This is a genomic window from Halioglobus sp. HI00S01, assembly GCF_001635445.1.
GTDB classification, from domain to species: domain Bacteria; phylum Pseudomonadota; class Gammaproteobacteria; order Pseudomonadales; family Halieaceae; genus Halioglobus; species Halioglobus japonicus.
The window spans coordinates 1-13777 of the sequence record NZ_LWEE01000062.1; the positions used below are offsets into that span (position 1 = coordinate 1).

Consider the following 13777-nt stretch of genomic DNA (forward strand, 5'->3'; position numbering starts at 1 on the left):
CATTAGCGNCATCCATGTTTCGCTGCCGAAACCGGCGCCCGGCGGTTTTGCTTTAAAGCCGTCAACAGCGCCGTGCCTCGATATGCCATCCTTTCATGTCCTTGGCGCTAATGGGGGTGAATCATGACAGGGAATGAATCAGCCGCTGGTAAGTGGATAGTCATAACCGGCATAGATGGCTGTGGGAAGGGCACGCTGGCCGATTCAATGGTCGATGTGCTAAGTCGAGAAGGCCTCAGCGTGATTCATACGCGAGAGCCTGGCGGGACAGAGATGGCAGAAGAAATTAGGGCTGCGCTTCTTGCGCCGAGGCATGAGCAGGTACAGCCGATTACCGAGTTGTTACTGATTTTCGCTGCACGAGCTCAGCATTACCATAACGTAATTCGGCCGGCACTGGATGCCGGTAGCGTGGTCATCTGTGAGCGGTGGTTCGAGAGTTCGTTCGTCTACCAACACCTGTGCAAAGGCTGTGATCTGGATCATCTTTTGGCTCTTCACGACATGGCGGCTCGAAGCGCTCTACCTGATAAAATGGTGCTCTTAGATATCGCGCCAGAGATTGGGCTTATGAGAGCGGGGAAAAGGGGCGCTCTTGATCGGTTTGAGCAGGAGAGCCTTGATTTTCACACCAAAGCCAGAAATGGGTTTATCCGCTATGCATCTGATCCTGCCCATAACTGCATTGTTGTCGATGCATCGCAGGCTAAAGAGGCCGTTTTGGACGACGCCCTGTCGCGGGTGTGGTCATAGCGCGAGCGCTGCCTGCAAGCGAATCAGGCGTTAAAGGTCACAGGCATAGTGGGCGCTCGATCTTCCTCAAGGCCAGGCCCTTCTTTTGCAGCCATGTTTTTAGAATACTCGCCGGGATCTGCCATATCCGACTTCATCCATTCCGGGGATTGCGCCAGCCGCGCGTCGGCGTCTGGTAGTGCGGTGATATCCACAGCCAGCTCTTGTCCCGGTGTGATGCTATTGGCATCAGAAATGCCATTGTCAGCTGCTATCTGTTCAACCAGCATGGCTATTTGCTGAGGCGTCGGCTCCTCAATTCCGCTCTGTTTCATAATATCCTCACTGATACTCCAGAGGTTGTCGTCTGGCCCCACCTCATGGACCACTGTGGAAAACTCACTCGGATCAACGGCAGCTAGCGGGCTTTCCACGGCTCCGTTGAGGGCGTCCATTTTGGGGGTGAGAGCGTCTTGGGCCGAGTCGGCGGCTTGGGCAAATGCAGTAGCGGCAGCGTCGCGCGCAGCTTGAGCACCTCCTAGAGGGTCCGCCGCGGCAGCACCCACTGTCCCCACTACCGACTCGTAGGTGTTCGATATGGTTTGAACAGCGGCATCCTTCATTGCTGCCAGGGACGACACAGGGTCGTCGCCGAGGAATTTTTCCGTTGTACTTTTAAGGTCGCCGATGGGGTCATCACTTGCCAGCGCGTACCCAACCATCACTCCAACGGACGCGACCGTCGCTACTTTTGCGGCGGCTTTCATGAAGCCGGGTCCGGTTCTGCTTTCAACCGCATCTCTGGTCTTCTGCAGGCCGCGTTCCATGCCCTCACGATCCAGCCCCGCAGCTTTTAACTTTTCAGCAGCGCGTTCCGCCAGGTACGAGACTCCGCCAGCAAACGCTTTATTTTTCATCAGCGCCTGGCCGGTCGCCATAGCCGCTTTTTTAGCAAAATACAGCCCCGCGGTACCAGTGCCTGTGGCCACCATAAGACCGATGGCATCACGGGCAAGCTTTTTCTTGTCGATGTCGCTTACCGCTGTACACGCTAGCGCGATAGTTGACATGACAGACGTATTGCCCATCTTGGCCGCGGCCTCCAATGCTTGCGCCCTCGGGTCCTTGGGCGCGTTATCAGCAGGGCCCTGCTCCTGTTTCATCTGGATAAATAATTCTTCCAGGCTTAAGCAGTCATCAGGACCATACTCTTTAATGAGTTTGTTGGCTGCGGCTACCTCTCTCCTTACCGCAGGATCAATATCGCCGTCGGGGCCGGATAGATCGACTCCGGCGTCTCGGGCGGCCTCCATAACAGCATCGCCTTCCTCGTCAATCTGAATCTTGGCCCTGCGGATTGCACCTTCAGCTTCGGGAAGACTCAGAATCGCGTCGACGAGGTCTTGCGAGTCATCACTGGTCTGATTGCCTATCTTGATCAGGCCACCAGTTTGTTGCAGCGCCTGGAGCTGGAACTCAATCTCTGCAGCCTCATCTGCTATGTCATAATCACTCCGATCATCTTGAGCAGCGTCTGGCAGTATGATGCGTCCGAGACCAGACCTTATTTGAAGGGCCTCGTCAGAGTCGTTTGTCACATCTGCCGCAATCTTTAGTACTTGCGCTGCCGCCAGCGCGTCCGACGCATGCCGAAGTGAAGGCTCTTGCACGGCAGGAGTCTCATCGTCCCACGGCGTCCCTGATGACTGGTTCTCGTTTTCCATTACCCGCTCCTCACAAACAACATTTACCAGTACATTGTACGCCCTTCTGTGGGAACAACAGGTGCACAGGCACGACAAATGCTCGTTTTACGGCCAGAAAAACATATTTACCTGTTGATTTCTTGCAAATGGCGACCGGCAGCTTGACTCAACTGCCCGTAGAGGCGAGGCTCAGAGCATGTACACAACGCGGTTGTTTTTATGGAAAACTCTGACTCTTTGTTGAGGACGCTCACGGTGGTGTGCGAGCCAACAGGCCTGGGCGATGGGTTGGTCATTCCTTTGAGGCGGATCAGCCCCGGCAGGTATCCCGTAAGGGTTTCATCTGCATTGTCAGATACGAACGCGGCCAGGGCCGCGCTCGACGTTTTCATGCGCCTCCATTCTGACTGCCTGGTCGCCCCTGGGGAGCTCTCGGTTGAGTGCGAGCTCGGCGAGCCTATTAATGATGAGTACTTTGCCGATGGAGACATGGCTGAAGCTATAAGCTTGGGGGTGTGCTGATCCGTTGTCAGTACATTTCAATCCATAAGACGCGAAAAATTACTCTTTTCTAATTTATCTTGCAGATTTGCGATGCCGATTGAAGCACAATTACAGCACGTGATTATGGGGTATAAAAAATGCAGCTTACGATCAGCGAAGATGAGTTCGTCGCCGAACTCGAACCTATAACGAGCGGCGGAAGCAAGGGGGACAGCATCCTTAGTTGCTTGATGGCGGCCGGAGAGGCTGGCGCACCAGCGCCAGAGACGGAAGGTCTTGCCGCAATGCATAGCAAGACCATTTGGTCGGTTTGCGATGACAACAGATGCTGGGTCTTAAAGCTTGGCTTGTCGCCGAATGCAAGATTTCATGTTGTGGCTAATCGGCCAGGGAGCGATATTCCCGGCGACTTGCTTCGCGTTTTCGTGGAGGGCTCTTCTTGGGGGGTAATCTGGTCGCTCCCGGAGAACGATCCGGAGTGCTATATCGCCAGCGGCAGAGGGTCTGCCGAGGCCAAGGATAAGTTCTTGCGGGACGTTCCAGGCATGATTGGCGAGGAGCGGCCGGCGTTGGGAAGGGATTTCAGCATCGATCTTGTGTTTAAGGTCACTTTTTCGGCACGGCGGGGCATAGGCCTGGAGAGAGATGACATATAACCCATAGGCGCCGGGTCAGTTTCCCGGCTGACAGCAAGGGCTGGCTAGATGTGCGACGTTTTCCTCATGTAGATTTTAGTACGTGAGGTCACGATGACAATGCTTACGAAAGCGGACGCAGGGTTTTTACAATTTTCACGCAGCAAGTTCGGTGCCTTCAGGCGTCATTTTGCAATAGCTGCCCAGAGAGAGATGCGCGCTTTGTACAAAGCGGCGCTCTTGATTCACGAGCAATACTATTCCCTCGACCGATCAGCTCGGTGGCCGTTTATTTGCGCCGTAATCCCAGATGAGCAAAGCCGTGAATTTGTTTGGGGGGAGCTTTCGCGAGGATCGTTGGGCAGAAGGCTCAGCGGTCGCATTTGCTCGCCCAGAAAGCGCACTTTCCATCAGGTTGAGGCCACCGGGATGACCTGTAAAAGTAGGACTTTTAAGGACCCGATTCTTGGCTTTTCTATCGACTTCAATTCAGAAGCATTCACCGTATCCTGGGAAACGCAGTTCGGCACGTATGCTGAGCTCAGCCGTTCAGTCTATGGAAGATCGCTTTTGTACGCCTTGGACCGTTTCGAATGGGGGACAAAAGGAGGTGATGGGGGAGTCGTTCGTGATGCGGCCACGGGCGAGGCTGTCATGTGGTGGGGGCCGGGTGGGCTTGCCGAGATGCAGCGTAATTCGACAGCGCCAATCGGATTCCTTCGTTATATGAAGGCGCGCAAGCGAGTTCAGGAGCTAGAGGAACTTGGCGCGGTGGTGATCCCGGATACCGGCGGCAAGGTTTTAATCCGCTCCATGGATAACGTGGCACATAACTCCATCGAAAGGCTTTTCGTGCAGAAACCGGAGTCGAAGAAGTCGAAACCTAAGGCTTCGTCATCGTTCTTCCGGCTTGTCGCGAGCGAAGGATATGGGGCGCTTGTCGATTGCTCGTGCGAGCGCAGACCCAACAGGGCTGCGGCAAGGCTTGAAAATCATGTCCCTCCGAGTACAGACTCACCCCTGGCCTGGACTGGCAATTCATCCAATTGTGAGGAGGGCCCTATATTTGTCCGAGAGGGGGAGGTGGCCGAAGGCGTTGCGCGTGAGGCGCGTCGTCGCCGGCTAGACGACAGCGTGGATCACTACACGGACCAGGTGGCACTATCGTTATAGGTCCGGTTTCCTTGGTTTGAGAAGCATTCTGCTTTGCGATTTTCTGGCCGGCTGTTATTCTGCTTTTGAAGATTTGGCAATTAATTTGAAATCATGACGCGCTCAGACTTGCTCACGTATCCTGGATCTGACGAGACGTCAAAGATACTGTCTTTCGCTATCGGTTCGGTAGAAGGGATGGTTGATATCGGTCCGGATGAAATCCGATTCCTTAGTTGGACTCAGATCAGCCAGTTCGCTCGCCCCGGGGAGGGTTTCGAGGCTATAAAAACGCTTTCTAGCATGTTCCCAAAGAGACGCCTCGACGGTTCTTTCCCCGCAGATTCAGATACAGAAAAACCAGGGGCTTGGGACTTTTGGGTGCTCAGGGCCAATGACCAGCATCCCACTTAGTGAATGGGCATCGCAAGGTGCATCCTGGTGGCCAGCGGCGAGTACATCGATAGCCCCCTGAATCCCTCTACCAGATTGTCTATAACGCTTTCTTTGTCGTCGTCATCATTGACGATAGAGAAAAAACCTGGCCGGCCGCAGACGCCAAAGATGTAGGCCTCACTATAAATAAGCAGCCGCTCGTGTTGTCGACGAGTGACAAGCCTCATGGCGTTTAAATACGATTCTTCTACGGCATGAGGGACGCACGCCCCTCCGCTGATTGTCCGGCCCGTGAGCAGTCGCCTAACGTTCGGAGCAGCCCACGCAGTTAAAGAGTCCGTCACATCCGCGTCGTCGCGGCAAAGGTGGCTGGTTATGCTTAGCTCAAGAGCGATCCGCGTCAGGTCATAGTGTCTGCAAAAGCGCGAAGACTGCTCAAACGCAAGATTATGAAGGGTGATTACCTCTGACACCAGGGACGACAAAACTAGGGCGCTCGTGGCCGTCTTTGATAGCGTCAGCATATCAGCACCTGGCTTTCTAGCCCGGCCGTTTTCTATGGCTCTGGCTGCCATGTCTCCAAGCATATTCTCGCGATTTCTTGGCTGGCTTGAGAGTGCCACATCAGTTGCCCCATGGAATTTTCAATCAAGTCTAATTTGGGCTCGTAATAAAACAATAAAAAATATGCAGAAAAGCACGTTAAGAATATACTATTAAGCACAACTCAATATCCATAGGCCGAATATCGTATGCGTGTTTTTGTACCTTCAGCGGATAATTGTTCAAAAAGCCTTCCTTTTTCCAGAAAAAGCATTTCCATCGGGGCCATGTTGCTGCTCGGATTTCTGGCGGGTCGCTCCGTTGATGCTTTTTCTAACGACCTTTATCAGTGGACAGACGATACTGGCGTCGTCGTTATTTCAGATAGGCCCCCTAGCGATCGAGCCGGAGTCACTGTGTTGAAGGGTATGAACAAAAAACCGGCGAGCACACCGGTCGTTGCGGGAGAAGCCCCTGGTGCTAAGAGCGTAAGTAGCGAGGCCACACAACGCGTGAAGGCTAGCTTGAAAAATCTTGAGGTCTGCGAGATAGCTACGAACAACTTGCAAAAACTGCAGACCTCCCCCCGGATACGCCTTAGGGGCGCTGATGGAGAGCTGCGATTTATCAGCGATGAAGAGCGAGAAACCCAGATTGCTCGGGCTGAGGCTGCCATAGAGGAAAGCTGTTAGCGAACTTATTCCACGGCCAGGTTGAACTGCCGCTGGGCCTCTTGGGTCGCCGCCCGTTCGCGTCCGTCTTTTAGGGATAGCCAAAATTCCGGCTCAGGTTTTCTGCAGGCTATTGTTACTAGCTGGCCGGCTGTTTGATATGGAGAGGCGCTGCTCCTCCAAGAGCACTCCCACGGCTGGAAATCATATTGCTTGGATTTGGCAGAGCGGAAGTATTTAGACGTTGCCTCACCCCATTTTCGATCATAAATGCTTTCTAGGCTTGCGATTGATAGGGTTCCACTACTCGGTGGTCCATATACAAGCTCAATGCGCTGCATCTTGCCCGTATCTTGGTCAAATACGAAATTTGTGAAGATTACGTCCGGCTCTTGCCTGGTCGCTGCTTTAGCGATGTCGCGAAGTCTTGTGTCTTTGAACGCCGGAAGGGCTGCCCATCTTGTATTGGCTATATCCCCGTGCTCAGGATTGCCAACGGAGCACCGAATCAACGTTGTGTCAGACGTGTCGCCATCTAACATACCGCTGAGAAGCCCTGCGGGATCTGCGAGTTCGTACTCTTGACCGAATTCAGATTTCATTCGGGAGTTGTATTTAGAAGTAACCGCAGCCCTGAACATAATGTCTGGCACCATTCCTATCATGGTGCACTGGCCTTTTTTTGTTGCTTCCGGTAGCGCGTCTTTAAACTCCAATAGCGAAACTGCTAGCGTAGTATGCGGGTATTCTGAGGCCTCTATAGACCCGATTTCTATGCCTGATGACTGCGCATTCGTGCTCGATAGCGTCGCCATGCTCGAGATGGCTGCCAGTACGGTCAATATCCGGATACGGAGAAGCGGTTGTTGCTTGTGCCCAAAATATCTTGGATAAGTCATGTAGCCTCCGCTTGGCTGCTGTTAAACAATATTTCGCCCTTTTCTTTCCATTGACAAGTCTAAAACTCCAGAAACACATCGAATCGACGAAAATCAGATGTTTTTTACGTATAGCGCGGTATAACGAGGAAACACATATTTTTGGGCTTTAACATGGAATATTTCGTGACAGTGTCGCTCCGGTATGAGGATCCCCGCGTGGTTCTTCGTGAAGTCTTTCCAAGTTTGCAGGGTGATCTGCCGGTAAACGGGATGACAGTGGTCGGCACTACCCGTGGAGACCTCGTGCAAAAACAGGTGCTTATGATGGAGGCTGTTGATCTATTATTGGCGAAACGACAGATCAGCGAGGAAGCACACGCCCTGTTGTCAGCAATGCTACGGGATAGCTACGTGAGCAATGTTTCAACCAGCGGCAAAGACTTCATGCACGGCGTTATGGCGGAGCTCTTGTAGCAACTGTTTGTCGGCAGGTTGTCGCTTTTTGGTATTTGGCGACAAGGTCGTTGTATTTGTTACTGATAAAGGGATTATGTGCTTGGTGAATACAAATATTACGAGGCAGGGCTATGGCCAGCGATCGAGCGGATAAAGCAAAGAAATGGACAGAGGAGACCATTCGTAGTTTTGTTACGACGCATGATATATCTACTCGGACAGAACTATTCCACCGCAGCCAAGCTGCGTATTACGCGGCCAACGAGTTTGAGGGTCTCATGCTCGATCTGTTTGGACCGATCCGGGCAGAAACTAAGTGGTCGGCGGAGCGGATACGGGAGTATGTGGAGGAAAACGAAATTATGTCGCGGACGGCGCTCGCTGGCTCCGCGCCCGGTGCTTATAAGGCTCTCAAACGCTATCCGAAGCTCGCGCAGGATCTCTTCGGTGGCGCGTGGCAGACGCGGTAAATACTCAATCTCGTTGTCGTACGGCGCCGAATTTAGGCGTATAGTTATTTTACGAGCCATCACCGGGAGCAGTTATGTCCGAGTTGCCCGAGCAAAGAGTGAGTTTGGATGAGAGTGTCGATGCAAAGCCAGCCGAAGAGCCAGGGCGCGAGTTTGATGTTTCTGGCCTGACGGTAAATGAGCAGTTAGACATGGCGGCTCGTAGGGATATCAATCCTGAGTTTCTAAGAGCGTTGGCAGATCTGAAAGACCCTGAAATCGATCTGGAGCTTTCGAAGAACCCCAAGACCCCTACTAATGTGCTCAGCGAGCTCGCTGAGAGCGGCGACGCCAGAGTTGTTAGCGCTGTGGCCGGTAATCCAAATTCCGGACAAGATGTTCGAGAAAAGGCATTGAGCCTCAACGCTGGCAGGGTGGAGAGTGGTCATGTGACACCCATGGCCTCTTCTGGTAACCATACGCCAGCAGGCATGAATCTCTCGAGGTACATGGAGCGCTGCCACAGTAGGGAGGCTAGCGAGGTCGGACAAAGAATCGACGTCGATCGCGGTTATGAGAAGCTCCGGAAGGGTATGGACCTTTAAAAAACTTTAAAAATATAAAAAATCCTTTGTTATTGGTGGTATTTGAAGCGGCTCTGTCCTAGCATTTTCAAAAATATTTAGCGGGACAGATTCGATAAGCATGAGATTTGCTACGTGTATTAGGCAGCTGCGGGTCATCGCTTGCTTGCTGACCACATCTTTTGTCGCGGCCTGCGGCACTATCGGTGGGACTGTTTTCGAACCGAGAGATCAGGGAAAGCCGGTCGAAACCGAAATAGTACCTGTTGCTCCTCCAGCTAGAACTGGCGCCATTCTTATTGACGGACGTGTTCTCAAGCCTACGACGCCTCCTGCCGAGGTTGCGGAAGCCGCGAACGCTCCTTCGTGCCCAGTTTGTGAACAGAAGTCATGTCCAGAGCCTATCTCGCCGAAATGCCCAACGCCGGTGACATGTCCTGTGGTAGAGCCTGCCGCCTGCCCGGAGCCTGTTGCTGAAACGGCTGATATCAGTGCCGCAGCGGAAAGCCTGAACAATAGCGCTCCCCTGCGTATGGAGAAGCCAGCGTTCTTGGCGCTATCCCCCTATTCCCGCGCTGAGGCTGTCTGCATGTCATCCGACTTATACAGAAGCAGACAAGAGAGTCTGGACTCGACACGAGATGCTTACAGAGACCAATTCCAGATGGTTGATCGCGTCACTATGCTTCGTTATTCGTGTGGCGATGATGCTGTAGTGTCTACTAAGATAGCGTGCTCACAAAAATCAGATTATGCGCATGTTTGGTGCAAATCAGAGGACTCGCTGGTGCAGGAATGCGCTTCGGGTTGGTCTCAGAAAGTAAACCTGTCGAACGCCAGAAACTCGCTAGGAACTGTCCGGGAGATTCTTACGGAGCAAAGCAACGCACATCAGGCGGCCACCAGGAGCTGTCTGTCCAGCGTGTCTACGATTTCAGGCGATGATGCGTACAGCCTATATATTGGCAGTAAAGAACCATGAGATAAACCTGTGAAAATTCCACTAGATCATAAATAATTGAGCAGTTTTTCTCGCAATCGAAATTTCCGACCCATATTATTCCACTAACCGTCGCACTGAGGAGTTACAATGAATTCGAAATTTGTGCCAGCGCTCGTCGCTTTCGCGATTTCTTTATCAGGCTGTTCTGCTATTGAAAGCGTTAATCGAATGAACTATCCCGATCAATATGCAGAAGAAACCACTGCGCCAATCGACGATACTGCGTTCGATGTATATGAGGCAGAGGAGTTCCCGGAAGAGGTCCCTGAAGCGGTTGCTGTTGTGAGCGAAGAGGCTGAGTTGGACGCTGTTGTCACTACGCCTGACGCAACTTTGGGCAGTGCGGAAGTGTCTGGCGAGGATGCCGACAACCCGACTTCCGAATCTGTTTCAATGGGATCGACGCCTGATGTCGCCAAGCCCGATCAAGCGCCAGCTGCTGTTGCTTCCAAGCCCAGCGCGCCTAACGCCGCCGAAGTTGCGGTCGCAAAGCCGGCGCCTGCAAAACCCAAGCGACGACTTATGTCGTTCTTCAAGTTCGACAATATCTCTGCCGAAGACAGGGCAGAAGCTGTGTGTGCTGGCGCCAGTGCTGGTGCTAAGCCTGGCTGTATATCGAAGGTGAAGGCCCTGCCGTCGGACCAAGCTTATGGTTTATATGCGCAAGGCAAACTCCCTTAGACGGGTAGTCCAGTTCTGCGCTATCTCCAAAACCCGGCAGCTGTGCCGGGTTTTTCGTTTTTAACTTTCCCGGCCTCAGCGCGCGTATCAATATTGTGTGTATGGTCTCTCCTTTATAGAGGCGAGGGGCTTCCATATGAATGACACGGACCTTACTGCCGACTCATTGGCAACACGCCTGGTAGACGGCTTGCCCAAAGAGGCGTGGCTGCTGCCCGTTAAGTCGTTCCGGACAAAATATGGCATGATCGCCGATGAGGAGCTCGTTGCCTCTGTCGATGGCCTGTCAGAGCACGATATGGAGCTTATGGTGGACGTACATGCTCGGATGGAAACCGATATGCAGCACCGACTGGTTCATTTTTTGCTACTTCAAGAGTCAGAGAGAGAAGAGAGATGCCCGTTTTGAACGAGATTAACAAGTCCGGCCCCATAAACTGGGTGGAGCGGTTTTTGTATTGCGATGGCGAGAAGGTCGCCAGTGGTGACAAGGATCGCATTGAAGCGATATTTTCAGCTATCAAAGAGGGCGAGGATGCTCCTGGTGGCGAGTACCATCGCCTGTGCGAATATTTTGGCCGTAAGGACCTACGCGGTCGTTGGTCGGTCGAGGTCGCGCCGGTTGACTTATCTATACAGAAAAGCGCCTAGTCGCGCCACGGCTCAGCGGCCTTAAACTGGGCCGCATAACTCCTTGCTCCTTAGGTCACGCTTGGCATGACTCACGCTACTCTAGAAACCTGGTTCTTGGAATTGCGCGCAGCAGCTGAACTTAGCTATGGGTTCACGATCCTGCCGGAAGATCAGACCGATTGGCAGCAGTACTGGCTTGAGGGGTATTCGCCTGTCGACGCTCTCGACGAGGATCAGCGCAGTGGGTGATATGGGTAATGGCCGCTGCGGCTTCATGCGAGGATCTTTTCAGTGCCGTGGCGAAGGCCTCATGCTATCAATTGGGCTTGCTGATCTGGATAGTCCTGAGGTCTCAAGTGACCTTGCGATCTCAAAGGCTTGTCCCGAATGCAACACGAGGCAGTTTCTCTTGGATGCAAAGGAATGCGCGGAGTCGACTCCACAGTACACATCGGACCGAGGTACGGGCACTGGCGTTGACATATGGGAGCGATGCCGTGAGACCGCTCTGAGGGCAAACCAGCGCGCAGCCGAAAAAGCGTTGTTAGAGATCGGCCCCGTTCGCCCTCTCACGCCCGATTCGCTACTGCTAACAAGGGAGCGCGTTACTGTCGACAAAGAGTCGCTTCTATCAGTCATCCGAAGCCTCACTGGCGATGCGCGTTTCGCGCGGCGGGAGGTCGAGGCGTATCATAAGGATATTGTCCATGGTACCAGCACGTCTTCAATCGCACGGCTGATGGCTGATATTCAGCGAGACGGGATGTTCTAACCATGCCTCACTATAAATGACTCGAAAAGCATCTGGATGAATTCTGGATCAAAGTGTTTGGGAAGAACATGGTCGACTCCCGCTGCGCTGGAGTCATCGTTGCACATGGTGATAAGTGTTACGGCTACAAAGATTCATGGGCCGAGGCGGGATACCCTTCGAGCGAGGCGTGGCGCTGTATTTGCTCACTTACGGAGATCGGCTTGGCGCTACGCCGAGGTGGGGGCCAAGCAGTGGGGTAATCGAAAACTAGCCAAGGTATAAGGATCTGCTGACCCGAGGGCGAAGGTAGGGAGCTCAAAGTGACCCGTCGCGGTAGGGAGTGCGATAACAGTGGGTGTGATCTTTACGACTGCGAGCATTCAGCCATCCTGTGCCGTCAAGCAGAAGAGGCTCGCTGCAAAATTCTCGATGCCTTGAAGGGCTACGGCACCAGGCCAGATCCCGTGACCGTAACTCAGATCGCCAAGCTTCTCGGTATTGAACTGACCCCTGAACCTGAGATCAGTTGATCAACCGATTTCCCAGTGTTCGGTTAGCAGGCGGCGGTTTGGTACGCTCACTACACTAAAGACAAGAAGGATTTGAAGGTATGGCATTCACAATGGCGGGTACAGTTTACTTTCCCCGAGATGAATTCTGGGAGTGGGTGGAGGGTCGGTTTCCGGATGACTGCCTAGACGACGATCCTTTCGATGATGACCGCGCAAAAATCGATGTTGTAAACATGGGACTATTGCTGACCAGCATGTCTGGCCGTGTACTTGATATTGATCTTATTGAGTTCTTTCAGGAGGTGCGAGCATATCTCCCTACTGACTCTAACGGTGGATTCGAAGGCGCTGAGCATCAATTTGGCATACCTCGCCTGACTAAATTCGACTTTGAGATCGATATTTGTATGTCGAGCGAGGGTGTCGAAGGTATTACTGACGAGCGGTTTGGGGCTATCCTTCAACAATGGGATGACGCTAAATCCGCCGGACCGCTCGTTTTGATCGGCTTGCAGGATGCCCAAGCCGCATCATGACAACTGCTGCTCGTATCCCGCCTGCCATTGATCTGGGAAGGCACTTCGACACAGCCATTTCCTATCTCTGGACCAACTGGCGCGAGCATCAGGAGATGGTTAGAGAGGGCAGGCAATTACTCACAGTCGAGGAGGATCGCTACGCCTGCGGATTCCCACTACCCACGTTTCAGCGACCCCTTTGCTGGGACCAGTCGCAGGAGGTCGCGTTCGTTGAGAGTGCCTGGCTCGGTCTGTCTTTAGGCTCGTTCTCCCATCACATTATGGAGTGGGGCCAGGGCGGGGTAGCCAAACCTTTCAGCGGCTGGCTCATAGATGGCCAACAGCGACTGACTTCTCTCCAGAGGTATTGGACTGATGAGTTCCGCGTCTTTGGCGCCTATTGGAGTGATCTCGACCTTGTCGAGCAGCGGCGTTTCAAGAATATCCGACTACCCCACTTTGAGGTTGCACTTTGGGATGAAAGCCGGATTCGCGACCTATACAACCGCCTGGCATTCGGTGGTGTGCCCCACACCCCCGAGCAGAGAGCATAACGTGTTATATATCAATACCTTGGCGGGGTTCTGACGCGGATCGCCAAGCAGGTGACCGTGCCAGGCGAGAGCGGAGTGAGTCTCAAATGCGTAGTGCGCAATTCAAAAGCTTGCGTTGAACCACAGCTTGGCCGCTCGCTGGAGGTTCACATGCTTTTAGAGTGTGCCTGAATGGCGTATAAATACACAAAAGCGACAAAAAAAGATAAAAAATAATGATTTCACACTAGCTTTTGTCCTATTGTAGTAACGCGCCAACAGGGCGCTTTTCTTAGTCTATGAGGATTTACGATGAAGCGAAAAGCACAGAAAAGCAAAGGGATCAGGGTAGTTACGGAGCAGGAAGCCCGGCAGGTACGGGGCGGCAGCTGTCCGGCCAACAAGTGGTGCACTGGGAAGCCGATTAAGCAGCA

17 protein-coding genes are annotated in these 13777 nt (G+C 53.0%); 14 read left to right on the plus strand and 3 right to left on the minus strand.

What is annotated here, in order from left to right; all coding sequences use genetic code 11:
• The first annotated feature begins 123 nt into the window (after nt 1–123).
• Nucleotides 124–753: a dTMP kinase gene (gene tmk, locus A3709_RS10340; protein WP_066054070.1), complete on the plus strand. Its 630-nt coding sequence runs from the start codon at nt 124–126 to the stop codon at nt 751–753.
• Between the two features lie 23 nt (nt 754–776).
• On the opposite strand, the gene A3709_RS10345 is transcribed toward tmk, so the two are convergent.
• A complete protein-coding gene (locus A3709_RS10345; RefSeq protein WP_066054074.1) occupies nt 777–2456 on the minus strand; it encodes a LysM domain-containing protein in 1680 nt (559 codons plus the stop codon).
• A 623-nt stretch (nt 2457–3079) separates the two neighbouring features.
• On the opposite strand from A3709_RS10345, the gene A3709_RS10355 reads away from it, so the two are divergent.
• Nucleotides 3080–3598, plus strand: a complete 519-nt coding sequence (locus A3709_RS10355; RefSeq protein ID WP_066054084.1) for a hypothetical protein — start codon at nt 3080–3082, stop codon at nt 3596–3598.
• Between the two features lie 99 nt (nt 3599–3697).
• Complete coding sequence (locus A3709_RS10360; protein ID WP_066054087.1) at nt 3698–4750, plus strand: hypothetical protein; 1053 nt, start codon at nt 3698–3700, stop codon at nt 4748–4750.
• Nucleotides 4751–5139: 389 nt separating this feature from the next.
• On the opposite strand, the gene A3709_RS10370 is transcribed toward A3709_RS10360, so the two are convergent.
• A complete protein-coding gene (locus A3709_RS10370) occupies nt 5140–5748 on the minus strand; it encodes a hypothetical protein (RefSeq protein WP_156507663.1) in 609 nt (202 codons plus the stop codon).
• A gap of 129 nt (nt 5749–5877) precedes the next feature.
• Between A3709_RS10370 and A3709_RS10375 the strand changes: the two genes are divergently transcribed.
• The gene (locus tag A3709_RS10375) at nt 5878–6360 is read left to right on the plus strand and encodes a DUF4124 domain-containing protein (RefSeq protein ID WP_082850060.1); all 483 of its coding nucleotides are present in this window, start codon (nt 5878–5880) and stop codon (nt 6358–6360) included.
• A 5-nt stretch (nt 6361–6365) separates the two neighbouring features.
• Here the strand turns inward: A3709_RS10375 and A3709_RS10380 are convergent, their stop codons facing one another.
• The gene (locus A3709_RS10380; protein ID WP_066054092.1) at nt 6366–7238 is read right to left on the minus strand and encodes a hypothetical protein; all 873 of its coding nucleotides are present in this window, start codon (nt 7236–7238) and stop codon (nt 6366–6368) included.
• Nucleotides 7239–7391: 153 nt separating this feature from the next.
• Between A3709_RS10380 and A3709_RS10385 the strand changes: the two genes are divergently transcribed.
• The 10 genes from A3709_RS10385 (at nt 7392) to A3709_RS10425 (ending at nt 13364) form a co-directional block, all read left to right on the plus strand.
• Nucleotides 7392–7694 (plus strand): hypothetical protein, encoded by a 303-nt coding sequence (locus tag A3709_RS10385; RefSeq protein ID WP_066054095.1) that lies wholly within the window; start codon nt 7392–7394, stop codon nt 7692–7694.
• 113 nt (nt 7695–7807) lie between these two features.
• A complete protein-coding gene (locus A3709_RS10390; RefSeq protein ID WP_066054097.1) occupies nt 7808–8146 on the plus strand; it encodes a hypothetical protein in 339 nt (112 codons plus the stop codon).
• A gap of 74 nt (nt 8147–8220) precedes the next feature.
• A complete protein-coding gene (locus A3709_RS10395) occupies nt 8221–8730 on the plus strand; it encodes a hypothetical protein (RefSeq protein WP_066054102.1) in 510 nt (169 codons plus the stop codon).
• Between the two features lie 1069 nt (nt 8731–9799).
• Nucleotides 9800–10393 (plus strand): hypothetical protein, encoded by a 594-nt coding sequence (locus A3709_RS10400; protein ID WP_066054105.1) that lies wholly within the window; start codon nt 9800–9802, stop codon nt 10391–10393.
• 136 nt (nt 10394–10529) lie between these two features.
• Complete coding sequence (locus A3709_RS10405; RefSeq protein ID WP_066054108.1) at nt 10530–10802, plus strand: hypothetical protein; 273 nt, start codon at nt 10530–10532, stop codon at nt 10800–10802.
• On the plus strand, nt 10790–11044 hold the full coding sequence (locus A3709_RS10410) for a hypothetical protein (protein WP_156507664.1): 255 nt from the start codon (nt 10790–10792) through the stop codon (nt 11042–11044). Before A3709_RS10405 ends, A3709_RS10410 begins: the two co-directional genes overlap by 13 nt.
• Before the next feature lie 66 nt (nt 11045–11110).
• On the plus strand, nt 11111–11275 hold the full coding sequence (locus tag A3709_RS23165) for a hypothetical protein (protein ID WP_156507665.1): 165 nt from the start codon (nt 11111–11113) through the stop codon (nt 11273–11275).
• An 825-nt stretch (nt 11276–12100) separates the two neighbouring features.
• On the plus strand, nt 12101–12310 hold the full coding sequence (locus A3709_RS23170) for a hypothetical protein (RefSeq protein ID WP_156507666.1): 210 nt from the start codon (nt 12101–12103) through the stop codon (nt 12308–12310).
• 80 nt (nt 12311–12390) lie between these two features.
• Nucleotides 12391–12828: a hypothetical protein gene (locus A3709_RS10420; protein ID WP_066054116.1), complete on the plus strand. Its 438-nt coding sequence runs from the start codon at nt 12391–12393 to the stop codon at nt 12826–12828.
• Complete coding sequence (locus tag A3709_RS10425) at nt 12825–13364, plus strand: DUF262 domain-containing protein (protein ID WP_066054119.1); 540 nt, start codon at nt 12825–12827, stop codon at nt 13362–13364. Before A3709_RS10420 ends, A3709_RS10425 begins: the two co-directional genes overlap by 4 nt.
• Nucleotides 13365–13777 lie beyond the last annotated feature (413 nt).

Bases quoted from the DNA above. Each gene is read 5' to 3' on its own strand.
- A3709_RS10360 (WP_066054087.1), top strand. From the start codon at position 3,698: ATGCTTACGAAAGCGGACGCAGGGTTTTTACAATTTTCACGCAGCAAG.
- tmk (WP_066054070.1), top strand. From the start codon at position 124: ATGACAGGGAATGAATCAGCCGCTGGTAAGTGGATAGTCATAACCGGC.
- A3709_RS10380 (WP_066054092.1), bottom strand. From the start codon at position 7,238: ATGACTTATCCAAGATATTTTGGGCACAAGCAACAACCGCTTCTCCGT.
- A3709_RS10385 (WP_066054095.1), top strand. From the start codon at position 7,392: ATGGAATATTTCGTGACAGTGTCGCTCCGGTATGAGGATCCCCGCGTG.
- A3709_RS10395 (WP_066054102.1), top strand. From the start codon at position 8,221: ATGTCCGAGTTGCCCGAGCAAAGAGTGAGTTTGGATGAGAGTGTCGAT.
- A3709_RS10400 (WP_066054105.1), top strand. From the start codon at position 9,800: ATGAATTCGAAATTTGTGCCAGCGCTCGTCGCTTTCGCGATTTCTTTA.
- A3709_RS10410 (WP_156507664.1), top strand. From the start codon at position 10,790: ATGCCCGTTTTGAACGAGATTAACAAGTCCGGCCCCATAAACTGGGTG.
- A3709_RS10420 (WP_066054116.1), top strand. From the start codon at position 12,391: ATGGCATTCACAATGGCGGGTACAGTTTACTTTCCCCGAGATGAATTC.
- A3709_RS10425 (WP_066054119.1), top strand. From the start codon at position 12,825: ATGACAACTGCTGCTCGTATCCCGCCTGCCATTGATCTGGGAAGGCAC.
- A3709_RS10390 (WP_066054097.1), top strand. From the start codon at position 7,808: ATGGCCAGCGATCGAGCGGATAAAGCAAAGAAATGGACAGAGGAGACC.
- A3709_RS10375 (WP_082850060.1), top strand. From the start codon at position 5,878: ATGCGTGTTTTTGTACCTTCAGCGGATAATTGTTCAAAAAGCCTTCCT.
- A3709_RS10405 (WP_066054108.1), top strand. From the start codon at position 10,530: ATGAATGACACGGACCTTACTGCCGACTCATTGGCAACACGCCTGGTA.
- A3709_RS10345 (WP_066054074.1), bottom strand. From the start codon at position 2,456: ATGGAAAACGAGAACCAGTCATCAGGGACGCCGTGGGACGATGAGACT.
- A3709_RS23165 (WP_156507665.1), top strand. From the start codon at position 11,111: ATGACTCACGCTACTCTAGAAACCTGGTTCTTGGAATTGCGCGCAGCA.
- A3709_RS10355 (WP_066054084.1), top strand. From the start codon at position 3,080: ATGCAGCTTACGATCAGCGAAGATGAGTTCGTCGCCGAACTCGAACCT.